The 25,726-nt window shown below is 70.4% G+C and carries 25 protein-coding genes; 15 read left to right on the top strand and 10 right to left on the bottom strand.

Annotation, left to right across the window (positions count from 1 at the left end; translation table 11 throughout):
* The first annotated feature begins 29 nt into the window (after positions 1 to 29).
* From ACMGFE_RS14290 to ACMGFE_RS14260, 7 genes are all read left to right on the top strand, one after another.
* Positions 30 to 566 carry a TM2 domain-containing protein gene (locus tag ACMGFE_RS14290; RefSeq protein WP_436925888.1) on the top strand — a complete coding sequence of 179 codons (537 nt, stop codon included), beginning with the start codon at positions 30 to 32 and terminating at the stop codon, positions 564 to 566.
* Between the two features lie 4 nt (positions 567 to 570).
* Positions 571 to 1,095: a DUF2085 domain-containing protein gene (locus ACMGFE_RS14285; protein ID WP_436925887.1), complete on the top strand. Its 525-nt coding sequence runs from the start codon at positions 571 to 573 to the stop codon at positions 1,093 to 1,095.
* Positions 1,096 to 1,145: 50 nt separating this feature from the next.
* Complete coding sequence (locus ACMGFE_RS14280; RefSeq protein WP_436925886.1) at positions 1,146 to 1,889, top strand: type 1 glutamine amidotransferase; 744 nt, start codon at positions 1,146 to 1,148, stop codon at positions 1,887 to 1,889.
* Positions 1,890 to 1,951: 62 nt separating this feature from the next.
* Complete coding sequence (locus ACMGFE_RS14275) at positions 1,952 to 2,269, top strand: chorismate mutase (RefSeq protein WP_436925885.1); 318 nt, start codon at positions 1,952 to 1,954, stop codon at positions 2,267 to 2,269.
* Positions 2,270 to 2,318: 49 nt separating this feature from the next.
* Positions 2,319 to 3,488 (top strand): acyl-CoA dehydrogenase family protein, encoded by a 1,170-nt coding sequence (locus ACMGFE_RS14270; RefSeq protein WP_436925884.1) that lies wholly within the window; start codon positions 2,319 to 2,321, stop codon positions 3,486 to 3,488.
* 93 nt (positions 3,489 to 3,581) lie between these two features.
* Positions 3,582 to 4,106, top strand: coding sequence for a hypothetical protein (locus ACMGFE_RS14265; RefSeq protein WP_436925883.1), 525 nt, complete (start codon positions 3,582 to 3,584; stop codon positions 4,104 to 4,106).
* Between the two features lie 146 nt (positions 4,107 to 4,252).
* Complete coding sequence (locus ACMGFE_RS14260; protein ID WP_436925882.1) at positions 4,253 to 5,230, top strand: phosphotransferase; 978 nt, start codon at positions 4,253 to 4,255, stop codon at positions 5,228 to 5,230.
* A gap of 38 nt (positions 5,231 to 5,268) precedes the next feature.
* Here the strand turns inward: ACMGFE_RS14260 and ACMGFE_RS14255 are convergent, their stop codons facing one another.
* The 6 genes from ACMGFE_RS14255 to ACMGFE_RS14230 all read right to left on the bottom strand — a co-directional run bounded on the left by ACMGFE_RS14255 (position 5,269) and on the right by ACMGFE_RS14230 (position 8,554).
* Positions 5,269 to 5,736, bottom strand: coding sequence for a cupin domain-containing protein (locus tag ACMGFE_RS14255; protein WP_436925881.1), 468 nt, complete (start codon positions 5,734 to 5,736; stop codon positions 5,269 to 5,271).
* 65 nt (positions 5,737 to 5,801) lie between these two features.
* A complete protein-coding gene (locus ACMGFE_RS14250; RefSeq protein WP_006882760.1) occupies positions 5,802 to 5,966 on the bottom strand; it encodes a DUF6757 family protein in 165 nt (54 codons plus the stop codon).
* Between the two features lie 108 nt (positions 5,967 to 6,074).
* Positions 6,075 to 6,887 (bottom strand): PHP domain-containing protein, encoded by an 813-nt coding sequence (locus ACMGFE_RS14245; RefSeq protein ID WP_436925880.1) that lies wholly within the window; start codon positions 6,885 to 6,887, stop codon positions 6,075 to 6,077.
* A gap of 132 nt (positions 6,888 to 7,019) precedes the next feature.
* Complete coding sequence (locus tag ACMGFE_RS14240; RefSeq protein WP_436925879.1) at positions 7,020 to 7,430, bottom strand: DUF8057 family protein; 411 nt, start codon at positions 7,428 to 7,430, stop codon at positions 7,020 to 7,022.
* A 3-nt stretch (positions 7,431 to 7,433) separates the two neighbouring features.
* Positions 7,434 to 8,120 carry an RAD55 family ATPase gene (locus ACMGFE_RS14235; protein ID WP_436925878.1) on the bottom strand — a complete coding sequence of 229 codons (687 nt, stop codon included), beginning with the start codon at positions 8,118 to 8,120 and terminating at the stop codon, positions 7,434 to 7,436.
* A gap of 128 nt (positions 8,121 to 8,248) precedes the next feature.
* Positions 8,249 to 8,554, bottom strand: coding sequence for a DUF7577 domain-containing protein (locus ACMGFE_RS14230; protein ID WP_436925877.1), 306 nt, complete (start codon positions 8,552 to 8,554; stop codon positions 8,249 to 8,251).
* 112 nt (positions 8,555 to 8,666) lie between these two features.
* Between ACMGFE_RS14230 and ACMGFE_RS14225 the strand changes: the two genes are divergently transcribed.
* On the top strand, positions 8,667 to 9,551 hold the full coding sequence (locus ACMGFE_RS14225) for a DUF4097 family beta strand repeat-containing protein (RefSeq protein ID WP_436925876.1): 885 nt from the start codon (positions 8,667 to 8,669) through the stop codon (positions 9,549 to 9,551).
* 30 nt (positions 9,552 to 9,581) lie between these two features.
* Here the strand turns inward: ACMGFE_RS14225 and ACMGFE_RS14220 are convergent, their stop codons facing one another.
* On the bottom strand, positions 9,582 to 10,493 hold the full coding sequence (locus tag ACMGFE_RS14220; RefSeq protein WP_436925875.1) for an acyltransferase: 912 nt from the start codon (positions 10,491 to 10,493) through the stop codon (positions 9,582 to 9,584).
* 132 nt (positions 10,494 to 10,625) lie between these two features.
* Between ACMGFE_RS14220 and ACMGFE_RS14215 the strand changes: the two genes are divergently transcribed.
* From ACMGFE_RS14215 to ACMGFE_RS14195, 5 genes are all read left to right on the top strand, one after another.
* Positions 10,626 to 11,690: a CPBP family intramembrane glutamic endopeptidase gene (locus ACMGFE_RS14215; RefSeq protein ID WP_436925874.1), complete on the top strand. Its 1,065-nt coding sequence runs from the start codon at positions 10,626 to 10,628 to the stop codon at positions 11,688 to 11,690.
* Positions 11,691 to 11,835: 145 nt separating this feature from the next.
* On the top strand, positions 11,836 to 14,133 hold the full coding sequence (locus tag ACMGFE_RS14210) for a CocE/NonD family hydrolase (RefSeq protein ID WP_436925873.1): 2,298 nt from the start codon (positions 11,836 to 11,838) through the stop codon (positions 14,131 to 14,133).
* 94 nt (positions 14,134 to 14,227) lie between these two features.
* Entirely contained in the window at positions 14,228 to 15,196 is a 969-nt protein-coding gene (locus ACMGFE_RS14205; RefSeq protein ID WP_436925872.1) for a phosphotransferase family protein, read from the top strand.
* A 79-nt stretch (positions 15,197 to 15,275) separates the two neighbouring features.
* Complete coding sequence (locus ACMGFE_RS14200; RefSeq protein WP_436925871.1) at positions 15,276 to 15,530, top strand: hypothetical protein; 255 nt, start codon at positions 15,276 to 15,278, stop codon at positions 15,528 to 15,530.
* Between the two features lie 110 nt (positions 15,531 to 15,640).
* Positions 15,641 to 16,705: an aldo/keto reductase gene (locus ACMGFE_RS14195; protein WP_436925870.1), complete on the top strand. Its 1,065-nt coding sequence runs from the start codon at positions 15,641 to 15,643 to the stop codon at positions 16,703 to 16,705.
* 377 nt (positions 16,706 to 17,082) lie between these two features.
* On the opposite strand, the gene ACMGFE_RS14190 is transcribed toward ACMGFE_RS14195, so the two are convergent.
* Entirely contained in the window at positions 17,083 to 17,916 is an 834-nt protein-coding gene (locus tag ACMGFE_RS14190) for a DUF7089 family protein (protein ID WP_436925869.1), read from the bottom strand.
* A 385-nt stretch (positions 17,917 to 18,301) separates the two neighbouring features.
* Between ACMGFE_RS14190 and ACMGFE_RS14185 the strand changes: the two genes are divergently transcribed.
* Together ACMGFE_RS14185 and ACMGFE_RS14180 are read left to right on the top strand one after the other, a co-directional pair.
* On the top strand, positions 18,302 to 19,828 hold the full coding sequence (locus tag ACMGFE_RS14185; RefSeq protein ID WP_436925868.1) for a PGF-CTERM sorting domain-containing protein: 1,527 nt from the start codon (positions 18,302 to 18,304) through the stop codon (positions 19,826 to 19,828).
* A 77-nt stretch (positions 19,829 to 19,905) separates the two neighbouring features.
* Positions 19,906 to 21,456 (top strand): PGF-CTERM sorting domain-containing protein, encoded by a 1,551-nt coding sequence (locus ACMGFE_RS14180; protein ID WP_436925867.1) that lies wholly within the window; start codon positions 19,906 to 19,908, stop codon positions 21,454 to 21,456.
* Between the two features lie 219 nt (positions 21,457 to 21,675).
* Here the strand turns inward: ACMGFE_RS14180 and ACMGFE_RS14175 are convergent, their stop codons facing one another.
* Positions 21,676 to 23,904, bottom strand: coding sequence for a fibronectin type III domain-containing protein (locus tag ACMGFE_RS14175; protein WP_436925866.1), 2,229 nt, complete (start codon positions 23,902 to 23,904; stop codon positions 21,676 to 21,678).
* Between the two features lie 159 nt (positions 23,905 to 24,063).
* Complete coding sequence (locus tag ACMGFE_RS14170; protein WP_436925865.1) at positions 24,064 to 25,689, bottom strand: amidohydrolase; 1,626 nt, start codon at positions 25,687 to 25,689, stop codon at positions 24,064 to 24,066.
* Between the last annotated feature and the right edge of the window lie 37 nt (positions 25,690 to 25,726).

The raw sequence follows: 25,726 nt of genomic DNA, 5'->3' as shown, positions 1-25,726 counted from the left end.
TTACACACGTGACAGCCGTCTTTGGGGATATGTCAGGCGACGACCCAGAGTCCGACAGGGACGACGCGGAACACGACGTCTCCGAGGAGGGACAGTCCGGCGACGGGCAACCAGCCGCCGGCGGATCCGACGACAACTGGGTCAGCGACAGCGTCGACGACGCCGCCGGCTCCGGAGGTGGCGGCGGACGGCCCACGGACACCGGCCGGGACGACCAGTCGGCTAACGGCGGCCGATCGGCGACCGGGGAGAAAGGTCCCGGGGAGAAGTTCTGTGCCGAGTGCGGCGCGGTCATCAACGAGCAGGCGGAGATCTGCCCCGAGTGCGGCGTCCGCCAGCCGGGAATGGGGTCGGGCAGCGACGACGAGCGGCTCATCGCCGCGCTGCTCGCGATCTTCCTGGGAGGTATCGGCGCCCACAAGTTCTACCTGGGCAAGAACGGGCAGGGGCTGCTCTACCTCTGTTTCTTCTGGACAGCTATCCCCGCCCTGCTCGGCATCATCGAGGGGATCATCTACCTCACGAAGAGCGACGAGGAGTTTCGCGAGCAGTACATGCAGGACTGAACAGGTGCCACGTCGCCGCTCTCGACGCCGCGCCGAACTCCGCGCGGGCCTCGCCCGCACCCGACGGTACCTCCTCTCGCATCACGAACCTGGCGAGTACTATCGGTGTCACTCGCTCTCGCTCGGAGGGCGGACGGTCCACGTCTGCGCGCGCTGTAGCGGCGTCTATCCGGGGATCCTCGCCGGCGTCGCGCTCGTCCTGACCGGGACCGGACCCGCGGCGTGGCCGTGGCTGGTCGCCGCGGGGCCGGCGCCCGCGCTGGTGGACTGGGCGGTCACGACGTTCACCCGCCGCCGGGGCTCGAACGCCCTCCGGACCGCCTCGGGCGCCCTGCTCGGCCTCGGGTACGGCGTCGCCGTCCCGTGGTTCCTGACCGACCGACCGCTGTGGCTCCTCGGCGTCGCCGCAGTGTACGGCGGGGTCGCCGCGGCGTTGCTCGTCCGCTCGCGCGGACGTGCGGACAGCAGTGACAGCGGCGACGGCGAGGGGCCGGGCGACGGTCACGAGAATAGCTCACACGGCGCGTAGTACTGCCCCGGTGGACAGGCTTTTACTCGCCGAGTCCGAGACTTCTGACGATGACACGGCCGCGCATCGCCCTGTTGAACGCAGCCCACGAGGCCGCGGGCAACCGGCGGAACTTCCGCCGGGAGCTGGCCGCCGACCTGACGGAGTTTCACCTCCCCGGCGGCGACCACCCGGAGACGTACGACTTCGACGGCGTCGTCGTCACCGGCTCTCGCGCCTCCGTGTACTGGGACGAGGAGTGGATCGACCCCACGAAGGAGTGGGTCGAGACGGCGATCGACCGCGGACTCCCCTGTCTGGGCGTGTGTTACGGCCACCAGCTGCTCGCCGACGTGCTCGGCGGTCGCGTCGAGTCGATGGGCGAGTACGAGATCGGCTACCGCACCGTCGAACACACCGGCGACGACGTCCTGTTCGACGGCGTGGACCCCGAGTTCACGGTCTTCACGACCCACTCGGACGCCGTCGTCGAACTCCCGCCGGGCGCCGAGCGCCTCGCGACGAACGACTACGGCGTCCACGGCTTCCGCAAAGAGCGCGTCTTCGGCGTCCAGTTCCACCCCGAGTACGACGTGCAGACCGCCGAGGAAGTCACGAAAGGCAAGGACCTGCCGGACGAGCGTATCCAGCGCGTCCTCGACGGGATCACCCCCGAGAACTACGACGCCGCCTGCGAGGCCAAGCAGGTGTTCGACAACTTCGTCGACTTCGTCCGCGAGGTCGACGTGAACGACGTCCAGGCGCCGAACACCGACGACACCGTCGGCGAGGACGCCGTCGCCGCCGACGACTGAGCGGCGCGGGTACGCATCTTTTTCACTGGGACGGCGAATATCTCGGCCGGGAGACTGATCTGATGACCGATTCGACCGACGGATTAGCAGCGCTGCGGGACGACATCGACCGTATCGACGACGACATCGTCGACCTGATCGCCGAGCGCATCGAAACCGCAGAAGACATCGCGGCAGCCAAATCGAGCGAGGGACGGGACCTTGTCGACGAAGAGCGCGAGGAGACCGTCAAGTCCCGGTACGCGGAGCGTTTCGAGCGACACGAACTGGATGCGCAAGCGGGCAGCGCGCTCGCGGAGTTCCTGATCGAGGTGTCCCTCGAACGGGAACGGGAGCGATCCGGCGAGGCGTACGAATCCGACCCCTCCGCCCGCAATTGACGATCCGGACCCAGCGAGTGTTTTTCACGGAACCCGCCTAACGTCCACTATGCTCGATTACGTGGATCTCGAAGCGGATCTGAGCGACGAGGAGCGGCTCATCCGCGACACGGCCAGGGAGTTCGTCGACGAGGAAGTGCGTCCGGACATCGGCGACCACTTCGAGGCCGGCACCTTCCCCGAGGACCTGATCACCGAGATGGGCGAACTCGGCTTCTACGCGCCCAATCTCGACCACGAGGCGACCGCGAACGTCGGCGAGCGCGCCTACGGCCTGCTGATGCAGGAACTGGAAGCCGGCGACTCGGGGATCCGGTCGATGGCCTCGGTCCAGGGCGCGCTGGTCATGTACCCCATCCACGCGTTCGGTTCGGCGGACCAGCAAGCGCGCTGGCTCCCGGACCTGGCCGACGGCTCCGCGGTGGGCTGTTTCGGCCTCACCGAACCCGACCACGGCTCGAACCCGAGCGCGATGGAGACACGCGTCGAGCGAGCCGACGACGGCGAAGGCTACGTCCTGAACGGCTCGAAGACGTGGATCACGAACGCGCCCATCGCCGACGTGGCGCTCGTGTGGGCCAGGGACCGCTCGGCCGAGGGGAACCCCGTCCGCGGGTTCCTCGTCGAGACCGACCGCGACGGCATCACCACGAATCACATCGACGGGAAGCTCTCGATGCGTGCCTCGGTCACGGGCGAGATCGGGTTGAACGACTGCTACGTGCCCGCGGAGAACGTCCTCCCGGACGTGGCGGGGATGAAGGGGCCGCTCTCGTGTCTCACCCAGGCGCGCTTCGGCATCGCGTGGGGCGCGGTCGGCGCGGCGCGCGACTGCTTCGAGGAGGCCCGCGCGTACGCCAACGACCGCGAGCAGTTCGGCGGTCCGATCGCGCAGTTCCAGCTCCAGCAGGACAAACTCGCGGAGATGGCGACCGAGATCACGACCGCGCAGCTGCTGGTCTACCGGCTCGCCGACCTCAAAGAACGGGGCGACCTGCGGCCCCAGCAGGTGTCGATGGCCAAGCGCAACAACGTCCGGACCTGTCGCGAGGTCGCTCGCACCGCCCGCGAGATGCTCGGTGGCAACGGCATCACGACCGACTACTCGCCGATGCGCCACCTCGCGAACGTCGAGACGGTGTACACGTACGAAGGGACCGACGACATCCACACGCTGATCCTGGGGGAGGATCTGACCGGCATCGCGGCCTTCGAGTGATCGGGAGGCAGGAGTCGGCGCGATGGCGGTCAGCGACCGGCATCGCGGCTTACTCCCCGTGAACTTATAGGGGAACACCGCGACCACCCGGCGATGGCAAACGGGTTCACGGGCGCGCTCGCCGTGTTCGTCTACTTCGGGTTCGTTCTCGCGTCGCCGGCCGTCGCGCTCGTCGCGTGGGGGCTCTCGCAGCGCCGCGACTCGTTCCAGACGGCGCTCGGGACCGTCGCGGCGGGGTCGGTCGGCCTCCTCGCCGCGGTCGCGACCGCGCTCGCGCTGTTCGTCAGTCCGAGCGTCGGCCTCGTCTTCGCCGGGGTGGCAGTCGGGGCCGTGCTCGTGCTCGCCGTCTTTCCGACGCTCATCGGCCAGCAACTGCTCGACCGGTGGACGCTCCTCGGTCCCGACGAGGCGCTGGAGTACGCGACGCTCGGCTGGCCGGTCGCGATGGTCGCGAGTTTCGTCCTCTTCGTCGCGCCCGGCGCGGCCGGCGGCGCCGACGTCACCGCTCTCACCGGCCTCGCCGGCGCGCTCGCGTGGGTGACGCTCGCGCTCGTCGTCACGCTCGGGCCCGCCATCGCCGGGCTCGCCTTCTACCACGTCGTCGAGCGGTACGCCTGACCGGACGCGTCGCCGGTTCCCGGTGACTGCACCCGTTCGGCGGCACAACGTTTTTGTCCGAGAGGGTCCCAGCATCGGTCGTCTTCTCCCCGGCCGGAGCCGCGGCACCGCTCCGGCCGGCCGCCGCCCGTCACGCGGCGAAAGCCATGACACAGGACGTCCACAGCGCGCTCGCGACGAACTTCGAGCGCTACGAGATCCGCGAACAGCTCCACGACGTACCGCCCCACGCCGTCTACGAGGTTCGCGTCGACGGTCGACGGGCCGTCTGCAAGGTCGCCCGTGGCGACACCGCCGACCCCGAGACGGAGGCGGCGGTCATCCACCACGTCGACCGCCACACCGACCTGCCGGTGCCGAGCGTGCTCGCCGCCGGCGAGGGCTACTTCGTCGCCTCGTGGCTCGACGGACTCCCGGCCGACGACGAGGTCCCCAGCCCAGACGAGACCGACGCGGCGTACGCCCGGGCGCTGGGATCATCCCTCGCCCGGTTGCACGACGCGACGGCCGGGACGTTCGTCCGGCCCGGCTTCCCCCGAGCCGATAGTGGCGACGGCGACCCGCTGGCAGTCGACGCGCGTGACCGCTGGGTCGGCGTCGTTCAGGGCCTCCTCGACGAGTTCGAGGCCTACCTCGTCGACACCGAGTGGGTCGACCCGGTCCGCGAGGTGCGAACCCTGGTCGAGGACTATCCCGACCTGTTCGCCGGCGCCGGCGACCCCGTGCTCTGCCACGGGAACGCCCTGCCCGACCACGTCGGGTTCGGAACGGACGCGAGCGGCGACCCGACCGACATCGCGGCGCTCGTCGACTTCGAGCACGCGCTGGTCGCGCCTGGCGAGTACGATCTCTGGCGGACGGCGATTCCGGTCTTCGGCCGGCCGGGCGCCGACGCGCCGCGACCCGCTCTGTCGGCGTTTCGCGCCGGCTACGAGTCCGTCCGGCCGCTCCCCGACGGCTTCGAACGACGGCGCGACGGCTACCGACTCGTGAATCTCGCGTCGTACTTCGTCGCCCTCGACGTGCAGAACGGCGGGATCGGTCCCGACGAGCGTCCCCAGGCGGACGGAATGGCCGATGTGGTCTCCGAGACGGTCGGATCGATACGCGACCGGAGAGTGTAGCGCGAAGCGGCCGCTGACTGCCCTTCGGTGGCCCCGGTTCAGGTGAAGCGACCGGTCTCGGTCCCGCAGTCGGAACAGCGGGTGACCAGACCCTCGCGGTCGTCGGCCATCTCGACCGTGTTCTCGGTGCGACCGCCGCAGTCGGGACACTCCCGGAGCATCTCGGTCCGGCGGGCGTCCAGTGGCGCGCCCATCGCGAGCGCGACGCAGCGCTCGTCGCCGGCGTTGCGCCCGAGTTGCCACTCGCCGGGGGCGAAGCGGACGGCCTCGCCCGCCGAGACCTCCACGTCGCCGTCCTCGGTCTCGAACGTGGCGGTTCCCTCGACGACGTAGAAGACCTCCTCCTGCTCGGGGTGGCGGTGGTAGCCGAACCCGAAGCTATCGCCCGGTTCGAGTTCGTAGTAGTTGAGGGCCAGTTCCTCGGCGTCGAGGGCTGCCGAGAGGGCACGCTTGTCCGCGGCCGGTCCCATTCGCCGTTCGCAGTCCTCGCGGGAGACGCGTTTCATACGGAGAGGTAGCGCAGCGAGTCAGTAAAGTCTCGCGGGGACACTGGGCGGGCCGAACGAGGGCGTCACTCGGCGCGGTCGATGTCCAGATCCTCTTCGATGCCGTCGAGCCAGTCCGAGTCCGCGATCTCTTCCATCTGCTCGCGGAAGTGCGTCTTGCAGACCCCGACCTTGACGCCGTCTTTCTCGACCGCGATCTCGGCCTCGCGGTCGCAGTAGTGACACTGCATACCCGACCTTGGACCCGAGGGGCATTGAACCCTGCGACACCGGACGCCGCGCGTCTGACGCCGCGGTCCAGATCGTTGTTCCCACGAAGGCACGAACAGGACGGGTACTCACGGAGCGGCGTCCAGCGCGGCGGCGACGCGCTCGTACTCCGGGGCGGAGAGACCGGCCTCCCCGAGAGAACGGTCGTGGGCGTCGCTTCCGCCGGTGACCAGACAGTCGTGGCGCTCGGCGACCTCCCGGACGTGCGCCTCGTCGAGCGACCCGGTCGAACCGGTGTGGCCGCGGGCGCCGTAGGGGTAGACGGCCTCGAGCGCGTCGAGCCGCGGCGCCAGTTCGAGCGCCGCTTCGGGTTCGGGGTAGCGCAGGGGGTGAGCGAGTCCGACGAACTCGCAGGCCTCGGCGAGCAACTCGCGGCCGCGCTCGAACGAGGGGACGTCCCGGGCGACGTAACAGGGGTCGCCGTCGCCGATGAGGCCGTCGAAGACCTCCGGGATCGCGTCGTAGTCGGCGTCGCTGGCGACGACGGCGCGCGCGATGTCTGGCCGGCCGAGGCCCGGGCCGGGATCGATCCCGAGGTCGACGCCGAGGCGGTCCTCGACGCACTCGACGATGGCGCGGCCGCGCGTGACGCGGTCGCGCTGGAGGCGGTCGATCTCGGCGATGAGTGCGTCGGTCGGCCGGGCGCCGTAGCCCAGCAGGTCGACCCGCTGGTCGTCGGCTTCGACGCGGAGTTCGATCCCGTGGATCAGCGTGACGCCGTCGCAGTCGACGACGGGTGCGTCGATATCGGGATGGAGGCGGTCGTGGTCGGTGACCGCGACGGCGGCGAGGCCTGCGGCTCGCGCCGCCGGGGCGACCTCACGACAGCGGAAGGTTCCGTCGGAGTTCGTCGTGTGGACGTGGAGATCCGCGGCGACCATACCACCGTATGTCACCGAGACGGCAAGCCGGTTGCGGTCCGCGGGCACCTGGTCCCGAGGGACGCGGCATGGGAGCACCTCGTCCCGGGGGGCGCGACACGCGGGCCACGTCGCGCGGGCGCGCCCGCTTCCCTACTTGTCGAGGAAGTCGGGGCGGTCGGTGGCGTCGATATCGTCGGGGTTGGGCTTCTCGATGCCGCCGAACTTGTCGACGGCCTCGGGCAGGCCGTCGCGGCCGCCGGTCGGGACGTCGTCCTCGTCGACCGTGACGGGGTCGCCCTCGACGAGCTCCTCCCACACACGCTGGTCGTCGCCGTCGCCCGCGGGGGCGGCCTCCCGGCCTTCGTTTTTCCCCTCGCGGAAGGCCAGTTCGACGATGCTCTTGGCGTAGGCGGTGTCCATCTCGTCGTGGACGGCCTCGAACTCCTCGCGGTCGTACTCCCCGAGGGACTCGGCGACCCCCAGCGCGTAGGCCCGCTCGGTCGCCTCGTCCTGGTCGAGCGTCGACCACGACGTGCCGTACTTCTCGTCGTACAGTCCCATGGGTCAGGCCTCAACCTTCTTGTCCGGCATCACCCGCAGCCCTCTATCCGAGAAGTCGATCGCGCGAATGTCGCAGTCGATGGCGGTCCCGCGCATCTTGATCACCTGGACGCCCCGGGTCATCCCGCCGGACTCCAGGTAGTTGTGGAAGAAGATGACCCCGTGGGCGAGGTAGTGCTCGTCGGCGTACGAGGAGGGGTCGGTCATCTCCGAGATGAGGACGACCGTCGTCCCGGTCTGTTTCAGCGCCGAGAGGAAGCCGGTGATCTCGTCGGAGACGTCGTTGAAGAAGTGCTGGAGGAGCATCGTCGAGTCGATGACCGCCCGGTCGATGTCCTGCTGTTCGAGGAAGGCGACGATCCGGTTCGTCAGCCCGCCCTCCGTACCGAACTGGGTGATGGTCCGCTTGCCGCTGTCGGTCATCAGGTTGAGGAACTGGATCTTCCCCGAGGCCATCACCTGGTCGAACCCGAAGTCGTAGCCAGACATGTCCTGCATCAGTTCCTCCTTGGTCTCGTGCATCGTCACGTAGAGGCAGTTCTCCCCCGCTTTGGCGCCCTGCGTGATGAACTGCGAGGAGAAGGTCGTCTTCCCGCTGCCTGGAGGGCCGCTCACCACGTAGAGTCTGTCTTTCAGGAGGCCGCCCTGGACGATCTCGTCGAATCCAGGAACGCCGCTTGAGACGCGCATACAGAGCAATGCCCGTTCCGGGTATAGACCTTTATGCCCTATTTTTCAGGGCTGATAATCGTTCGAATATTGCCGCGTCGTCGGGGAGACCATCCCCACGAGTCCCCGCCGACGGTGACCGGCGCAGGTCAGCGGAGCTGTGCGAGGCACTTCCGGCAGTAGGTGAACGTCGGTTCGTCGGCGTTCGGCGCTCCGCAGTGCGGACAGTGGACGCCGTCGCCCCCGTCGTCCCCCTCGTCGGCGTCGTCGCCCGCCACCGGCCGGTTCGGATCCCCGACGGAGCGACCGGGCTCCCCCGACTGCGGCGGCGAGGCCTCGTTCGACTCCAGCGAGACGCCCCCCAGCGTCCGGTCGTCCGAGAAGTACCGCACCAGCAGCAGCTGGAAGAGGGTGAACCCGACGAGGTAGACGAGTATCCAGCCCCAGGGTTCCATGTCGTGGTATACGTTGTCACGACACTTGGGTGTTTGGCCGGCAAAGCGCCAACCGGCCGAACGACGGCCCGACCGCCACGTTTTTGCGCACCGATCGTGTCACCCCGTGTGAATGGGATCCCCTCCAACGCCCCAGACGTCTCGTCGCCGGCTCCTCCGCGCGGGCGGCGGCCTCGTGGCCGCGCTCGGACTGGCCGGCTGCGTCGTCTCGACCGAGCCGTACACGGAAACCACCGACCGCGACTTCGACCCCGAGGACGCGGAGGAACTGGTCGTCCGAACCGACTCCGGTGACGTCACCGTCGCGGCCGGCGACGGCGGCGCCGTCTCGGGGACGGTCCGCAAGGAGTCCCGATCCGGCGAGGACGCCCTCGACGACGTGACGGTCGCGGGCCGCGTCGAAGACGGAACGCTGACCATCGCACCGCAGTACCCCGATCGTCAGGTGAACGTCACCGTCTCGCTCGACCTCACCGTCCCCGATGGGCTGTCCGTCGTCGAGGTCGCCTCGGAGAACGGCGACGTGAGCGCCGACGACGTCACCGGCGACGGAACCTACCGGTCAGAGAACGGCGACGTAAGCGCCGACGGCGTCGACGGTTTCGTCACGGTCGGGTCGACGAACGGCGACGTGTCCGCGAGCGACGTCGCCGGCCTCGACGGCGCGCGAACCACCAACGGCGACGTGACGGTGGACGTGCCCGACATTCGCGGCGACGTGACCTGCCAGTCCAGCAACGGCGACGTGACGGCGGCCGTCGCCGACGACGTGCGCGCGGCCGTCATCCTGCGGACGAGCAACGGCGACGCCGAGGTGTCGGGCGTCTCGCTGACGGTCGAGCGGTCGAGCGACCGCCGGATCGAGGGGCGACTCGACGGCGCCGGTGACGAGAACGGCGGGAACGAGAACGGCGGTAGTGACGAAAACAGCGACGGGTCCGAGCACACTCTGGAGGTCCGGTCGACGAACGGCGACGTGACGCTGCTCGGTCTGTGACGGACGGTCCGTCCGGTCGGCGGCGGCCGTTCAGTGTCCCGGCGGCTGGCGGTCCCGTTCGAACTCGTCGAAGACGTTCAGGGTCTCCGGGAGCTCGTAGTCGAGTTTTCGCTGTCCGCGACGGTCGACGTTGGCGTCTTCGAGCGGGTCGGCGACGGGTTCCCAGCCGTCCTTGACGGCGATGCTCTTGGCGGGCGTCCCGGCGGCGATGTGGTGGGCGGGCACGTCCTTCCCGGCGATCGACTTGGCGGCGAGGACGCTGTTTTCCCCCAGACGGACGCCCGCGCGGACCATCGAGTCGTAGGTGACGCGGGCGTCGTCCTCGACGATCGTGTGGTAGTTGTCAACGGCCGTCTGGTCGTTGACGTCGTGGTCGTGGCTGTAGAGGTGGGCGTCGTCGGAGATGGAGACGCGGTCGCCGATGGTCAGCATGCCCCGGTCGTCGAGGTGGACGTCGTCGTGGACGACGACGTTGTCGCCGACGGAGATGTTGTGCCCGTAGGTGAACGTGATGCCCTTGAAGAAGCGACAGTCCGCTCCCACGTCGGCGAAGAGGTGGTCGGCGAGCATGCGGCGAAAGCGGAGCGCGAACTCGACGTTGTCGGCCATCGGCGTGGCGTCGAACTGGCGCCAGAGCCACTGGAGGTACTTCGTGTGCTCGAACTCGCCGTCGTCCATGGCTTCGACTTCGGCGTAGTACTCGCTCTCCAGCGTGACGTTGCACGGGTCGTACCCCTGGAGCCGCACCCGTTCGGCGGGCGAGACCGACTCGCCGGACTGCCAGCGCTCGTAGGCCTCGCGGTCGCCGAACAGGTCGACGAGCACGTCCTCGACCACGTCGCAGGTGTCCTCCTCGCCGCGGAGGCGCTCGTCGACCTCCTCGATGAACGCGTGGATGCCTTCCTCGCCGCCCGGAGGGAGCGAGACGTGGCGCTTTGTCATACCTGCCGATCGGTCCCGCCGACAATAGGGGTTTCCTTACCGGCGCGTTACGGGGTGACACGAACGTCACCACCCCCTATCGGGCCCGGCGGCGTCGGTTGATTTATCCCGCCCTGCGCCGACCTACCGTCGATGGCGCGACCCGAGCGGACGCTCCGCGGCCTCCTCTGGAACGACGACGAGGACCGACCGCGTGCGTTCTGGCGGCTCGGTCTCGCGACGCTGCTGGTGCTCGTCGGCGGGATCGGCGGGCTCGTCGCCGCGTCGGGACTGGCGGCGTTCGCCCCGAGCACGGCCCCGGCGACGCTCGCCGCGCTCGTCACCGTCGCGGCGCGGACGCTCCCGATCGCCGGATTCGTCGCCGGGATCCTCGCCGCCGCGTGGCTGATCGATCGCCGCCGCCTCGTCGATCTGGGACTGGGCCGTTCGCGGGCCTGGTGGGCGGATCTGGCGTTCGGCCTCGCGCTCGGCGTCGTCCTCCCGGGGCTCGTGTTCGCGCTCGAACTCGCCGCCGGCTTCCTGCGCGTGACCGGTGCGCTCGTCACCCGCGCCGACCCCTCGCTGGCGGTCGGCCCCGGGGTCCCCGTCGTGGTCGCGGTCGCGCTCACGTTCGCGTACTTCGTCGGCGTCGGCGTCTTCGAGGAACTCCTCTTTCGCGGCTACCTCCTGACGAACGTCGCCGAGGGGCTCGACGGCTGGTTCGGCGTCGGCCACCGCGGCGCGCTCGCCGGCGCGGCCGCGGTCTCCAGCCTCGCGTTCGCCGTCGGACACGGCTCGAACCCGAACGTGACGCCGCTGGCGATCGCGAACATCCTGCTGTTCGGCGGCTTCTTCGCCGCGAGCTACCTCCTGACCGAGCGGATCGCCGTCGCCATCGGGTTCCACGTCACGTGGAACTTCTCCCTCGCGTCGGTGTTCGGCTTCCCCGTCAGCGGCGTCAGGACCCCCGCGACGGTCCTCGCCGTCGAGCAATCAGGCCCCGAACTGGTGACCGGCGGCTCGTTCGGCCCCGAGGGCGGCCTCGTCGCGCTCGTCGCGTTCGCCGCCGGCGTCGCGGCGCTCGGCTGGTGGGTGCGACTGCGAGAGGGGACGCTCCGGTGGCGGGCCGCCGTCGCGCGACCGACGCTGCGCCGTTCTGCGAGCGCGGAGACCGCCGAGACCGCCGAATCAACGGCTGACGAGTCGCCCGACGGGTGACTTCAGTCGGCGGCGGACGAGCGCTCGACTCGCACGCCACGTCGGTGGATCGCGACGGCCGCGGTATCCGGATCATCGTCCGTTACGTTCAGGCGAATTTGACGTTTCGAAAGTCCGAACTGTTCCCCCTCGGTATCGCCGGACGATGTCGAACTCCGCGACCGATGGAGACGAGGGGGAACGCGCCGCAACGACGTCAACAGGCTCGCTGTCCAGGCGACGGCTGCTCGCGGCGGTGTCCGCGACGGGGATCGGCGGCGGTGCGCTTGCAAGCCGGGCGGTCGCCGGTTCGAGCGGGACGGAGCGCGGCGCCGACCGAGACGGGCCCGCGCCGATCCGGGAAGAAGCGTGGGTCGAGACCGAGGTCGACACGGACGGCGACGGCGACCTCGACCGGGTGTACGTCAGAGTGTCGCGACCGGAGTCGACCGACGGGGGCGAACCGGTGCCCGTCATCGCGCGGGCGAGCCCGTACTACGCCGAGCAGACGCACGGCGATACGACGCCGGAGATGCTCTACGACCGGGCGATCGAGCTCTCCGCGGACGGCGCATCGAATGCGGCGGCGACCGACAGCGGTGCGGCCGCTTCGAGCGACGGCGTCGGGTCGACCGGCGGAGGGCCGGGTGGGTCGCCGAGCCACAGGCCGCCCCTCGCCGGCCGAGCGGGCTCCAGTGGGGCGGCCGCCAGCGGGGCGGCTCCGCTCGCTGCCCTCGAGCGGCGCTACCTCCGGCAGGGGTACGCCGTCGCGCTGATATCCACGCTCGGGACCCACGAGTCGACGGGCTGTTACACGGCCGCCGGGCCCGAGACGGCGCGGGCGATCGCATCGGTCGTCGACTGGTTCAACGGCCGCGTGAGCGCCTACGACGCGAAGTCGGGTGGTGAGACCGTCACCGCCGACTGGGCGACCGGCAAGACGGGGATGATCGGGACGTCCGCGAACGGCGAACTCGCCAACGCCGCGGCGACGACCGGCGTCGACGGCCTCGAAGCGATCGTCCCCAACTCCGCGAACAACGGCCAGTACTCGCTCTTTCGGTCGAACGGGACGCCCATCTCGGTCGTGAAGAACCGGAGCGACCGGATCGCCGACCTGAGTTCCTGGGTCGCCGCCACGAACGTGAACCGTTCGGACTGCGAGGCGTGGGCCGAGCGCACCGAACGGAAGGAGGACCACGAGACCGGCGACTACAACGATTTCTGGCACGAGCGGGAGTTCCTCCCCGACGCCGAGGACGTCGAGGCGGCCGTCCTCGTGACCCACGGCGTCGACGACCCGATCGTCAAACCGAACAACGGCGCCGACTGGTACGAGATGCTCGACCGGGCGGACGTACCGCTGAAACTCTGGTTGCACGGCGGGCGCCATGCCCCACCCCGCGGGGACACCTGGGAGTCGCTCCTCGACCGGTGGTGGGCCCACTGGCTCAAGGGCGAGGACAACGGCGTCATGGACGAGGACCCGGTGACCGTCGTCCACGGCGCCCGCTCGGTCGAGGGCGGGTCCGCGGAGACCTACGAGACGTGGCCGGTGCCCGGAACCGAACCTGCCACGGTCCGATTGACACCGGGGGGCGCGTCAGCCGGTGGCGTCGGCGTCGAGGGGAACGAAACCGCCGCGGGCGAGGAGTCGTTCGTCGACGACTCGTCGACGCTCGCGAGCGACCTCGTCGCCGTCGAGGAATCGGCCCACCGACTGCGTTACGAGACGCCGCCGCTGACCGAGTCGGTCCACGTCAGCGGCAAGGTCGTCCCCTCGCTCGCCCTGTCGTTCGACGACCCGACGGTCGTGAGCGCCGCGCTCGTCGAGTTCGCGGACGAGGGGGCCGAGATCGTGACTCGCGGGTGGGCCGACCCGCTGAATCGCCCCTCCTACGGCGAGTACGACTCGCCGGTCGCCTACAAGCAGTCCCTGCGGGAGTCGAGCCCGGTCGAGTCGGGCGAGCGCGTCGAGGCGGAGTTCCCGCTGCAGGCGACCGACCACGTCTTCGAAGCGGGCTCGCGGATCGGGCTGGTCGTCTACGCCAGCGACCGCCTGTTTACCCTCCACCCGCCGGGGGATTCCGAGGTGCGGCTCTCGCTCGCCGAGACCACCGTCGACCTGCCGGTGGTCGGCGGCGCGTCCGCACTCGCCGGGGCGTTCGCGAGTGAAGCGACCGCGACCGGCACCGGATCCGCCGACGCGGCGACGGCGACCGACGGAGCCGCGACCGATCCCGGTGCCGGCGAGGCCGCGACCGGGACGGCACCGTCGGCCGTCGCCGACGGGGCCGCGACGGAGGATGGGACTGACGACGGTGCCACGACGGAGGACGGAACCGACGACGCCACGGACGCGCAGACCGTTGCGGACGGCCCAGGGTTCGGCGTCGCGAGCGCCGTCGCTGCCCTCGGCGGGGCCGGACGGCTGCTGCAAGGGCGACTCGACGGCGAGGAGTGACCGGCGGAGACGATCCGCTCCCGACCCCGTACGTCACGCCGTCCCACGCTACGGCAACGCTCAAACGGGGAGGGCGAAAACGGGGAGACAGACGATGGACGACGGAGACGAGCCGTTCGAGTCGGTCCTCGACGACGCGTTCCCGGGCCGCGCGGTCGAAGCGATATCGGAGTCGGGCCCCTCCTGGAACGACGCGAACCGGTCGGTGCGCGTCGCGTTCGCCGACGGCGACGCGGCCTTCGCGAAGGTCGCGACCGACGGGGACGGCGCCCGGATCGCGACGGAACTGGCGGCGATCGACTACGTCGACCGGCACTGCGGCGTGGCGGTCCCGACGGTGCTCGCGAGCGCGAGCGCCGGCTCGACGCCGTATCTCGTCACCGCGCCGATGGCCGGCGAGAACTTCCACCGGCCCTGGGCGGAATGGTCGACCGACGAGCGCGAACGCGAGATCGAACGCGTCGGCGCGGCGCTCGCCGAGATTCACGCTCGCGAGTTCGACCGCCACGGTCGGATCGTCGCCGGCGGTGCCGGCGGGCTCACCGTCGAGACCGACTCGTGGACCGAGACCCTGGTCGCCGATATCGAGCAGAAACGGACGCTCGGCTCGACCGACCGGTACGACCACTACTACGACGCGGTGATCGAGGCCGTCCGGGCGAACGCCCGGACGCTCGATCGCGCGCCGGCGACGCTCGTCCACGGCGACCCCGCGATGCCGAACGTCTTCCGCACCGATACGGAGGTCGGGTTCATCGACTGGGAGATCGCCCACGTCGGTGACCCCGCCCGTGAACTCCACCGAGTCGAGGATCGGTTGCGCGACTGGGGCGACGACGCCGTCGGTGACCGACTGGTCGGCGCGTTCCGCGAGGGGTACCGCGAACGGGCCGGATCGCTCCCCGGCGGTCGCGAGGAGCGCGAACCGGTGTACGACGCGGTCCAGTTGCTCGGGACGGCCGGCTTCTTCGACAAACACGTCGAGCACGTCGACGCGCCGCCAGCGCAAGCGGCCGAGCGATTCGAACGCGACATGGAGCGACGGCTCGACGCGATCCAGTGACGGGACGAGCGCGTTTCTATTCTTTACTCGAACCCGACTCAGAGGGGGCTTATATGCCCGACCGTCCACGTACCCGTCAATGGCACACCTCTACGCGATCCAGCGGGAGATCCTCGAGTTCCTCGACGATCGGCCCAGCGCGGACACGACAGTGATCCGTCGACAGCTCGCGTACACGGCCGACGTGACCGTCACGTACGACGCGCTGGAGCCACACCTCGACCGGCTCGAAGACGCCGGCCACATCGATTCGGCGGGCGCGGACGAGCCCGGTGCGACCTACTACCGGCGCGACGACTCGGCGGCCGTCCAGCCCCAGACCGCGAGCGACTGATCCGGCTCCGAGCGACAGGGCGCTGGCGCCACGGGCGGCCCGCAACCGCGGTCGGGCCCGACGGCGCGCAACCGCGGCGGCTAAGTGCGACCACCACCAAGCCTTCGGGCATGGACCACCGCGAACTCGGATCCTCCGGCGTCGAGGTCAGCGAAGTCGGCTTCGGCGCGTGGGTCGTCGGCACCGACTGGTGGGGCGACCGCACGCGCGAGCAGGCAGTCGACATGCTCCACCACGCGGTCGACCGCGGCATCACGTACTTCGACACGGGCGACGTGTACGGCCACGGCGACAGCGAGGAACTCGTCGGCGAGGCCCTCGGCGAGTACCGCGACGAGGTCACGATCTCGACGAAGGTCGGCTACGACTTCTACAACAACCCCCAGGCCGGCCACGGCGAACTCCCCAAGCGCGTCGACGCCGAGTGGATCGAGACGGCGCTCGACCGCTCGCTCGATCGGCTAGGGATGGAGTACGTCGACCACCTGATGCTCCACAACGCCAACGTCGACGAGGTCGACGAAGACGTGCTCGACGCGCTCGACGCGCTCCAGGAGTCGGGCCGCGTCGACTCGGTCGGCTGGGCGCTCGGCCCCTCGATCGGCTGGCTCGCCGAGGCCACCAAGGCCGTCGAGGAGGGCTTCGACGCCGTCCAGCTCGTCTTCAACGTCTTCGAGCAGACGCCCGGTCGCCACGCCATCGAGACGATCCGCGACCTCGACGCCGACACGAGCGTCGTCCCCCGAGTCCCCCACTCCTCCGGACTCCTGAACGAGCAGGTCACGCCCGACACCGAACTCGGCGAGGGCGACCACCGCGCCCACCGCCCCGACGAGTGGTACGAGACGGGCTGGGAGAAGGTCGAGGCGCTTCGGTTCCTCGAGGATCCGGACCACGCCGAAGGCACGCGAACGATGGGCCAGGCGTCGATCCAGTGGCTGCTTGGCCACGACGAGGTGGCGTCGGTCACGCCGACGTTCCGCACTACCGACGACATCGACGAGTGGGCCGCGGCCGCCGACACGCCCGCGCTCTCCGACACCGAGATGGAGCGGGTGGAGGAACTCTACCAGGACAACTTCGGCGTCGACCGCGACGACGGCATGGACGCCCTGCGCTCGTCGGTCGGCGGCGCGGACCTCGAAGACACCGGCATGAAGTCCGCCGGAGACTGAGGTCGCTCCCGCACTGCTCCCCCACCGCCGTCTCCGAACGGTCCGGTACTCGCCCCTGGGCTCTCCGGCCTATCGGCGCGTCGCGGCGAACCCCGTTCGCGGCCGGTACGTGCGACTCGACCTCCGTTTCGACACCAGTTCGGAACCCCTTGGTTTCCACTGAACGGGCCGCTACGGCCCGTTCTCGGACGAACCCCTCTGTTTCGACTCGAACCCCGCCCACGTCATGGAATTTCTGCTGTATTATTTCACTTTCACTCGCGGCGTCAGACGCTCGTCATACGCGCCGCGTACCGCGATCGGCCGCTCGCGGGAATCGGGCGGTCGTTCCAGTCGAAACGAGGGTCGTGTGAACGGTCCGCACGGGGGTCGGCCGGTCACTCGAGTCGGTCGAACGTCTTCTCGGCCCACTCGACGGCGTAGTCGGCGCCGTACTCGCGGTAGGCCTCGGTGCCGAGCGCGCCGAACGGCGTGGGTAGTTCGGGGCCGGCCTCGCGCGCTTGCGAGTGAGAGGTCTCGGAGCTTCGCTCCCCGGTGTGTTTGACGGCGGCGCAGGCCAACTCCGCCGCGTCGCCGAAGCCGGTCGCGCCCGTGGCGAGGTCCGTCGAGAGGGCCGAGAGCCTGGGTTCGAGCCGTTCGCCGGCGTCGACCCAGGCGTCGAACAGATCGGGGTGCTCGCCCGTCCAGTCGGCGAACACCTGGCGAGTGTGGATTCCCAGGTAGGCGTCGTAGAGCGCGGCGGCGAGCTGGTACGTGCCGGTGGGATCGAGGTGGCCCTCGGCGGCCGCCGCGAGGTCGCGGTAGCGCTCGCCGAAAAAGCCCAGGAAGTGTTCGGGCAGGTCGAGGCCGACCTGGACGAGCGCCTCGGCGACGAGGAAGTCGACGAACGGGTCGGGCGACCCCCCTAACCGCGGCTTGACGAGCACCACGGGCGGGTCGGTCTGGTGCGTCCAGGCGACGCCGCCGTCCCCGGGTGCGCCGATCGTCAGATCGTCGCTCGCGTACCGCCGGAGTATCTCCGGTGCGTCCGCCGGAAGCCACTCGTCCGGGTACGACCGGGGTTCGAACGAGTCGGTGAGCAGCGCGAGGTCCTCGGCCTGCGCGGCGGGGAGCGTCTCGAAATCCCTGGCGCAGTCGAGGACGACCGCGCCGGGGGCGTGCTCGTCTCGAACGGCCACGAGATCGGCCGACAGGTCGCGTTCGCTGAACATCAGTCGGCCCCTGCGAGCGTTGTGACCGCGCGTCCGTCGCGCTCGACCGCGGCGAGGTCGCTGTTCGGCGAGGTGTTCACGTCCGTCGACAGGGGCCGTCCGGAGTAAACGCCACCGGTCCGGACCGCGCAGACGCGCCGACTGTCGTCGACCGCCGCGTCTACGCCAGGAAGACGAGGACGAGCGCGATTGCGAGCAGTGCAGCGGTGCCGATCGTGCCGAGAGTGAACTTCGTCGCGTAGCTCATAGACGCCGATTCGGTGGCGGCCGACCTAAAGCCCCCGCTCCCGGGCGGACCCGAAACCAGGGGGCCGCCGCCGGGTAGACGGTCCGACCGGCCTCGAACAGCGCCGTTTATCTATCGTCCGCCGCAACTGGAGTTTATATGACACGAGAGCTATCGCGGCGCAGTCTGCTCGCATCGGGGGCCGCGCTGTTCGGAGGGGGTGCCGTCGCGTCCACAGTCGCGGCCGCCACCGGCGACGGGTCCGCCGCCGACCCGCCCCCGCTCCGCTGGTCGGAGACCTACGACGGCGCCACGACTGACACCGTCCAGGACGCCCTCCGGACGGCCGACGGGAACTACGTCGTCGTCGGCCAGTCGGGCGAGGACCCCGAGTCGGTCCGGCCGTGGGCGTTCTCGATCGACGAGCGCGGCGGCCGCCGGTGGCAGCGTTCGATCGACGCCGAGCAACGCGCCGGCGTCAACGCGGTCGTCGCGACCGACGACGGCGGCTTCCTCCTCGGGGGATACCGCGGTCAGCCGACGGAGGGCCAGGAACCGCTGTTTTTGAAGCTGAACGCCGACCGCGAGGTGCAGTGGCGACGGACCGTCGAATCGCCGCGACAGGGCGGTAACGTCGCCTCGCTCGTGTCCGCGGGCGAAGGACAGTACGTCGCCATCGGACTCGCTCGCGGCGAGACGGTCCTCGACGTCTCGGCGTGGGCGTTCGGGATCGACGGGGAGGCCGAGCGGCAGTGGAGTCAGACGTACGGGCCGCGCCACACCAACTACGTCGCGAGTCTCGCGGCGACGGGCGACGGGGGGTACGTCGTCGGCGGCGGGACGCGCGCGGAGTCGACCGAGGAGGATCAGGAACCGCCCTTCATCGGGTGGCTGTTCGAAGTCGACGACGAGGGCAACCAACAGTGGTCCGAGACCTACCGCGAGGCGACCGACGAGACCGACCACCAGCTCAACTTCTTCTACGACGTGTACGCCACCGATTCCGGCTACCTGGCCGCCGGCGCCACGTCGCCGGAGCTACTCGCTGGCCAGCGCGGGTGGGTCCTGTCGGTCGACGGGAGCGGCGAGCGGACCGGGCAGTTGCAGACGCGACCGGCCGACATGGAGATCGGGCAGTTCCAGGGGATCAGACCCTTCGAAGACGGGTACGCGCTGGTCGGCGTCGGACAGGCGACCACGACCGATCCCGCCAGCGTCTGGGCGACGGGCGTCGACAGCGACCTGTCCCGCCAGTGGTCGGCGACCCAGCAGTTCGCGAACGGCAGCCAGGCGATCACCGCGCTGGGGACCGAAGACGACGGGTTGCTCGTGTTCGGGAACGCCAACGTCGAGGGAGGGCAGACGGCGACCGACGCCCTCGCCGTGAAACTCGGGGGCGACCCCGCCCCGACGGCGACGCCGGGCGCGACGACGACGGAGACGCAGGCAGCGACGACCACGCCGTCCCCGACCCCCTCCCCGACACCCTCGCCGACGCCGTCGCCGACGTCGACACCGAGCGCCGTCGGGACCACGACCGACGCGTCGGGCCCGGAGACCGATGCGGGGACGACGGCGGACGACGGTCCCGGCTTCGGTGTCGGCGCCGCGCTGGCGGCGCTCGGCGGCAGCGCGCTCCGCAAACGATCCCGCCCGTCGTCCGGTGACGACCCGGACGACGCGTAGGGACGGCCAGGCGATGGATCGCGTTCTTGGCAGGAGATAGTGTCGTTTATCTGTTGCCTCTCCGAACTCGCCCTCGTATGGACAGCGATCTGACGCGACGCCGCCTGCTGGCGTCGGCCGGGCTCGCCGTCTCGGTCGGCGCAGCCTCCGTCGCCGGAGCGACCGGGACGGGCCCCGTCGAACAGCCCTCCAACCGCGCACTCGACCCGCCCGAGGTCCGCTGGAACCGGGCGTACGGTCCCCGCAGTTACAACAACGCCAGCGCCCTGCTGGAGAGCGAGGACGGCGACCTGATCGCGCTCGGGAGCGCACAGCAATCGCAGTACGGTTCAGGTTCAGACTGGCTGTTCTCCGTGGACGGCGCGAGCGGCACCGGCCGGTGGAGCCACCTCATCGAGCGAACGGAGGAGTCGTTCCCGCTCAAATCGATCGTCGAGGCCGACGACGGATTCGTCCTGCTGGGCGGACGCCTGGGGAACGAGCAGTTCTCCCTCCGGAAGGTCACGGCCGACGGCGAGCAGTCCTGGCGGGAGACGTACGGTCCGTCGATCGACGGCGAGAACGTGAGCATGGCCGCCCTGGCGCTGCAGGCGGTCGACGACGGCTACGTCGTCGGTGGGTACGTCCTGCAACAAGGGGAGGAGACGAACGCGGACACGGCGACCGCGGTCGCGATAAAAGTCGACGCCGAGGGGACCGAACAGTGGCGCCACCGGTTCCTGGAGGACCGGCTCTCCGGCGTCCAGTCGCTCCTCCGGGACGGCGACGGCTTCGTCGCGAGCGGGATACTCCAGGACCCGCCCGAGAGCGAGGGCGACCAGCCGCCGCTGAAGAGCGTCCTCTTCCGCTTCGACGAGCGCGGGTCGGTCGACTGGCGAACGCAGATCGCCGAGCGGACCGAGGGGGAACCGAACCAGGCGAATCAGATCGTCGACCACGCCGCGACGGAGGACGGCTACCTCCTCGTCGGCGTGACCGGATCGCAGTTCGAGACGTCGCCGTGGGTCGTCGCGGCGGACGGGTCGGGGTCGATCCGGACCTCGCGGACGCTCGAGACAGACGGGTCGAACCAGCGACACACGTTGACGAGCGTCGCCGGCGACGGCGACACCGCCTACGTCACCGGTTCGCTCACGAACCAGGAGACCAACGAGTCCAGCGCCTGGCTGGGTGCGTTCGACGCGAGCACCGAACTGGCGTGGTCGGTCGAACCGGCCCGCAAACAGACCAACGCGTTCCAGGACGTGGTCGTGACGAGCGACGGCGGGATCGCGGTGGCCGGCCGGGCCCTGACCGACGACGAGAACGCCGAGACGCCCGGCGAAGCCTGGCTCGTCAAACTCGGTGGCGACGCCGCCCCGAGGTCAGCGTCGACAGCGGACCCGACGGACACGTCGACGCCGACGGCGACGCCCACCCAGACGCCGACCGCCTCGCCGACCCCGACGGCCGAACCGACGGCGACTTCCACCCAGACGCCGACTGCGACCCCCGAGGACGACGGCGGCGAGACGACCTCCGACGGCGGCCCCGGCTTCGGCGTCGGCGCCGCGCTCGCGGCGCTCGGCGGCAGCGCGCTCCTCCAGAAGCGCGGACCGACGGCCGGAGCGGACGCCGACGAGGACTGACTCCGGAGTCACCGCACCCGGCTGTCGTCCAGCTGGCGACCGCTGATTCACTTCTTTCTGCGGGGCGATCGGTCCGCAAACCGAGTCGCGCGTTCTCCGTCGTCGGCTCCGACGACCGGGAGCGGGTCCGCGAGAGAACGAGGGCAGCGACGCGAACCAGTCCCGACCGCGACCGCCCGGTGGGGTCGCCGTACCCGACGGGTTCTCAGCCCGGTTTCGTCACTCGGAGACCGTCCGAGTGGTGGTCGTGGTCCGGCCGGTCTCGTCGGTGACGGTGACCCGGACCGTGAACTGCTCGTCGTCGACGTGTTTCAGTTTGAACGAGTTCGACCCGGACTCCCGACCGCCGCTGGCGTCCGTCGTGGCGCTATCGACGACGGCCCCGTCGCGGTCGACGACTTCGACGCGCACGCTGTCGAGGTCCCCGTCGTCGTCGGTCACCCGCCAGTGGGCCGTGAACTCCAGGTGAGGATTCGGCGAGTTCGCCTGGCTGATCGACGTCGAGTCGATCTCCGGTGCGTCGGCCGCGTTCTGTGTCGTCAGCGTGCGGACGGCGCCCTCGGCGCGCTCGCCGTCGCTCGTCTCGACGACGGCGCGGTACTCGTAGGTGGTCGACCCGTCGAGACCCGAGACGGCGCTATCGAACGAGCCGGTCACGTTGACGGCGGTAGCCGCCGTGGTCCGCCACTCGTCGGCCCCCTCGACGCGGTACTGGAAGGATACTCGCGCGCGCTCGGCACCGCCGAGGTCGGTCAGATCACCGGTGAGCGTCGCCGAGGAGTCGGTCACGTCGACGGCGTCGGCCGTCGCGACCGCCGGCGGGCTGTCCGTCCGCACGGCCAGCGTCTCGCCGGCGTCGTCGTCGCCGTCGCTGGCGACGCCGGTCACGCGAACCTCGTACGCCGTCCCGGGGTCGAGCCCGGTGACCGTGGCGGTCACAGTCCCCGGGCTCGCGAGTGTCGCCCGGTCGACGACCACCCACTCGGTCGCGCCGGCCCGGCGGAACTCGACGGTCGCGGTAGCGGCGTCGGCACCGCCCAGATCGGCGACTTCGCCCGTCACCGTCACGGCGCTGTCGTTGCGCGCGCTCGCCGACGCGGTGCGGACCGCGAACGCGGTGTCGGTGGTCAGCGTCTCGACGCCGCCGGTCGCGCGGTCGCCGTCACTCGCTTCGATAACGGTCCGGTACTCGTAGGTCGTGTTCGCCTGGAAGTCCAGGAACGTGGCGTTCACGTCCGCGGGCCCCGAGACGTTCCGTGTCTCGAACGTCCACCAGTCGTCGGTCCCGACCCGGCGGAGCTGGAAGTCGACCTCCGCGCTGTCGGCGCCCCCGAGGTCGGTCACGGTCGCCGCCAGCGTCGCCCGGTGCTGGGTGACGTCGGTCGCACCGGTGGTCTCCACCGCGGGCGCCGGTTCGGCGTCGGTCGCGATGGTCATCACCGAACCGGTGTCGGCGTCGCCGTCGCTTGCTTCGCCGGTGACGCGGACGTCGTACATCGTGCCCGCGTCGAGACCGGTGACCGTCGCGGCAACCTCGCCAGTGGACCGGAGTTTCGTCCGGTCGGCGACCGCCCACTCGGTCGTACCGGCGAGGCGATACTCGACGGTCGCGGTGGCCGCGTCGGCGCCGCCCAGGTCCGTGACGTTACCGGTCACCGACAGGCCGGTCTGGTTGACCGGGCCGGCCGACCCGGTGGACACGGCGAACTCGCTGTCGGTCGTGAACTGCACCCACGAACCGGTGGCGTTGTCGCCGTCGCTCGCGCGGACGTGCAGCGCGTACTCGTAGGTCGTGTTCGGCGCCAGCTGTCCGAACGTCCGGTTCACCGGTCCGACGTCGGTGATCGTCTGCGCCGAGGTGGGGATCACCTCGTCGGAGCCCGCCGGACTGACGAGGAAGACCGCCTCCGCCGAGTCGGCGCCGGCGAGCCATTCGACGTAGCCCGTCAGCGTCGCCCCCCGCTCGGTGACCCGCTCCGGCGAGCGGGTGGTAGCCGCCGGCGGCGCGTCCGCGACGGTGAACGTCCGGACCGCTCCCGTCGCCGTGTCGTTGCCAGCCTCCGCGCGGGCCCGGTACTCGTAGGTCTCACCCGCTGTGAGACCGGTGAGGTACTCGCTGAACGAGTCGGCGGACGCGAGGGTCTGGCGCGGCGTCGACTGCCACGAGTCCGCGCCCTCGGCCCGGTACTCGAACCAGACCGTCGCGTTCGCGCCGTCGGCGAGGGACGTGACGTTCCCGCCGACGTAGTACGACGAATCGGTGCCCGTGTCCGCCCACGTGGTCTCGACCGACACCGCGCTCGCGGCGTCGGTCGTCCCGTCGGCGGCGGCCACCCCCTGCGAAATCGGCACCTGTGCTGCCCCGGCCTGGACCGTCAGCCCGAGGAGAACCAGTACGACACCCGCTGTACGGAGCGCTGTGCGCCCCCCTGTTGCGTTCCCGTTCATAGCAGCCCAACCACACTTCGTTCTCCCGGATTCGCCCTCCTCAGAAAATACTTTCCGTTTGACCTATACTCGCTGTGGGTTTCTGCCGGTCCTCGCCCCGAACGCGGCCAAGCAGTCGTTCGCGGCGGCCGAGGGAACGACGCCGATCCGGACCGGCGTCTACGCGCGCCGGTCGAAGACGACTTCGCCGCCGACCAGCGTCGCCCGCACGTCGACGTCGGCGATGTCTCCGGGATCGACCGCCCACGGCGACCGGTCGAGGACGACCAGATCGGCGAGTTTTCCGCGTTCGATCGTCCCCAGTCGGTCCTCGTCGAAGCCGGCGTAGGCGGCGCCGCTGGTGTAGGCCCGCAGCGCGTCGGTGACGGAGAGCCGCTGCCGGTCGTCCGGCGCGGTCACGGCCTGCTGCACCCCGTAGAGGGGGTCGAGCGGCATGCAGTCGCTCCCGAACGCGAGGGCGGCGCCCGACGCCAGCAGGTCGGCGAAGCGGTTGGATGCCAGCCGCCGGTCGTCGCCGATCCGGTCGGCGTACAACCCGTCTTCGCGCGCCCACTTCAGGAAGTTCGGCTGCATCGAGGCGACGACGTCGCTCTCGCCGATGCGGGCGACGAGGTCGTCGGTCAGCACCTCGGCGTGTTCGATCCGGTGGCGCTCCCCGTCGGCCGACTCGAAGGCGTGCAGCGCGGCCCGGATCGCCTCGTCGCCGATGGCGTGGGCGGCGACCTGCAGGCCGGCGTCGTCAGCCCGGGCGACGATATCCCGGAGTTCCTCCGGATCGACGACCCACTGGCCACGGTGCTCGTCGCCGTCGGTCCCGGAGTCGGAGCCGTCGTTGTCGTCGGCATCGGCGCTGCCGCCGTCGGCATCATCGCTGCCGCCGTCGGCGTACGGTTCGGAGAGCTTCGCGGTGCGACCGCCGATGGAGCCGTCGGTGTATGTCTTGATCGCCCCCGTCCGCACGCGCTCGCTCCCGTGGTTCGTCCGGAGGCCCAGTTCCTCGACCGCGTCGAGGTGGTCGGCCCAGTAGTTGATCCGGATCCGCAGGGAGAGTTCGCCGACGCGGTCGAGTTCGCGGTAGACCGCCGGCGCTTCCGAGCGGCGGACCATGTCGTGGACGCCGACGACGCCGAGTTCGTTCGCCCGCTCTGTGGCGGCGTGGACGGCCCGGCGCATCGCCGCGCGGTCCGGCTCGATGGCCTCCCACAGGGGGTCGAGCGCGTCCTCCACGACGACGCCGGTCGGTTCGCCGCCGCGCGTTCGGACGTCTTCGTCCGGCATCTCCCCGCGCAGACGGTCGATCGCGACCGAGTTCAGCGAGGCGAGGTGCATGTCCTCGCGGACGGCCGCGACCGGCCGCTCGTCGCTGACCTCGTTCAGGTCCTCGACGGTCAGGTAGCGGGCGTCGTCCCACGCGCTCTCGTCGTAGCCGAAGCCGAGGACCCACTCGCGCTCGGGGCCCGACGTTTCGGGGTCGGTCTCGGCCGCGTGGGCCACCAGCAGGTCCACCGCGTCGGTCGGCGACGCCGCGGCGGCGAGGTCGGCGTTGACGAGGCGACGGCCGACCATCGGCAGGTGGGTGTGCGCGTCGACGAAGCCTGGAAGGACGACCCGGCCCCCGCAGTCACGGACCGTCGTCTCGACGCCGGCGAGGTGTTCCACGTCGAAAGCCGGCCCGACCGCGACGATACGGCCGTCCCTGACCGCCAGCGCCTCGCTCGTCTCGTCCGGGTCGGTCAGCGCGTGTATCTCCGCGTTCGTGAGGACCAGATCCGCGGCCGCTGTCATGGTGGCAACTGGGAGTCGGGCGGTTGGTAAGCGTTCG

This window comes from Halosimplex amylolyticum (assembly GCF_051414035.1).
GTDB classification, from domain to species: Archaea; Halobacteriota; Halobacteria; order Halobacteriales; family Haloarculaceae; genus Halosimplex; species Halosimplex amylolyticum.
The sequence above is the reverse complement of the archived record's forward strand: the minus strand, read 5'-3'. Positions and strand labels throughout refer to the sequence as shown.

Excerpts from the sequence above, each read along its gene's own strand:
- ACMGFE_RS14290 (WP_436925888.1), top strand. The coding sequence starts at position 30 with ATGTCAGGCGACGACCCAGAGTCCGACAGGGACGACGCGGAACACGAC.
- ACMGFE_RS14280 (WP_436925886.1), top strand. The coding sequence starts at position 1,146 with ATGACACGGCCGCGCATCGCCCTGTTGAACGCAGCCCACGAGGCCGCG.
- ACMGFE_RS14275 (WP_436925885.1), top strand. The coding sequence starts at position 1,952 with ATGACCGATTCGACCGACGGATTAGCAGCGCTGCGGGACGACATCGAC.
- ACMGFE_RS14270 (WP_436925884.1), top strand. The coding sequence starts at position 2,319 with ATGCTCGATTACGTGGATCTCGAAGCGGATCTGAGCGACGAGGAGCGG.
- ACMGFE_RS14265 (WP_436925883.1), top strand. The coding sequence starts at position 3,582 with ATGGCAAACGGGTTCACGGGCGCGCTCGCCGTGTTCGTCTACTTCGGG.
- ACMGFE_RS14260 (WP_436925882.1), top strand. The coding sequence starts at position 4,253 with ATGACACAGGACGTCCACAGCGCGCTCGCGACGAACTTCGAGCGCTAC.
- ACMGFE_RS14255 (WP_436925881.1), bottom strand. The coding sequence starts at position 5,736 with ATGAAACGCGTCTCCCGCGAGGACTGCGAACGGCGAATGGGACCGGCC.
- ACMGFE_RS14250 (WP_006882760.1), bottom strand. The coding sequence starts at position 5,966 with ATGCAGTGTCACTACTGCGACCGCGAGGCCGAGATCGCGGTCGAGAAA.
- ACMGFE_RS14245 (WP_436925880.1), bottom strand. The coding sequence starts at position 6,887 with ATGGTCGCCGCGGATCTCCACGTCCACACGACGAACTCCGACGGAACC.
- ACMGFE_RS14240 (WP_436925879.1), bottom strand. The coding sequence starts at position 7,430 with ATGGGACTGTACGACGAGAAGTACGGCACGTCGTGGTCGACGCTCGAC.
- ACMGFE_RS14235 (WP_436925878.1), bottom strand. The coding sequence starts at position 8,120 with ATGCGCGTCTCAAGCGGCGTTCCTGGATTCGACGAGATCGTCCAGGGC.
- ACMGFE_RS14230 (WP_436925877.1), bottom strand. The coding sequence starts at position 8,554 with ATGGAACCCTGGGGCTGGATACTCGTCTACCTCGTCGGGTTCACCCTC.
- ACMGFE_RS14225 (WP_436925876.1), top strand. The coding sequence starts at position 8,667 with ATGGGATCCCCTCCAACGCCCCAGACGTCTCGTCGCCGGCTCCTCCGC.
- ACMGFE_RS14220 (WP_436925875.1), bottom strand. The coding sequence starts at position 10,493 with ATGACAAAGCGCCACGTCTCGCTCCCTCCGGGCGGCGAGGAAGGCATC.
- ACMGFE_RS14215 (WP_436925874.1), top strand. The coding sequence starts at position 10,626 with ATGGCGCGACCCGAGCGGACGCTCCGCGGCCTCCTCTGGAACGACGAC.
- ACMGFE_RS14210 (WP_436925873.1), top strand. The coding sequence starts at position 11,836 with ATGTCGAACTCCGCGACCGATGGAGACGAGGGGGAACGCGCCGCAACG.
- ACMGFE_RS14205 (WP_436925872.1), top strand. The coding sequence starts at position 14,228 with ATGGACGACGGAGACGAGCCGTTCGAGTCGGTCCTCGACGACGCGTTC.
- ACMGFE_RS14200 (WP_436925871.1), top strand. The coding sequence starts at position 15,276 with ATGGCACACCTCTACGCGATCCAGCGGGAGATCCTCGAGTTCCTCGAC.
- ACMGFE_RS14195 (WP_436925870.1), top strand. The coding sequence starts at position 15,641 with ATGGACCACCGCGAACTCGGATCCTCCGGCGTCGAGGTCAGCGAAGTC.
- ACMGFE_RS14190 (WP_436925869.1), bottom strand. The coding sequence starts at position 17,916 with ATGTTCAGCGAACGCGACCTGTCGGCCGATCTCGTGGCCGTTCGAGAC.
- ACMGFE_RS14185 (WP_436925868.1), top strand. The coding sequence starts at position 18,302 with ATGACACGAGAGCTATCGCGGCGCAGTCTGCTCGCATCGGGGGCCGCG.
- ACMGFE_RS14180 (WP_436925867.1), top strand. The coding sequence starts at position 19,906 with ATGGACAGCGATCTGACGCGACGCCGCCTGCTGGCGTCGGCCGGGCTC.
- ACMGFE_RS14175 (WP_436925866.1), bottom strand. The coding sequence starts at position 23,904 with ATGAACGGGAACGCAACAGGGGGGCGCACAGCGCTCCGTACAGCGGGT.
- ACMGFE_RS14170 (WP_436925865.1), bottom strand. The coding sequence starts at position 25,689 with ATGACAGCGGCCGCGGATCTGGTCCTCACGAACGCGGAGATACACGCG.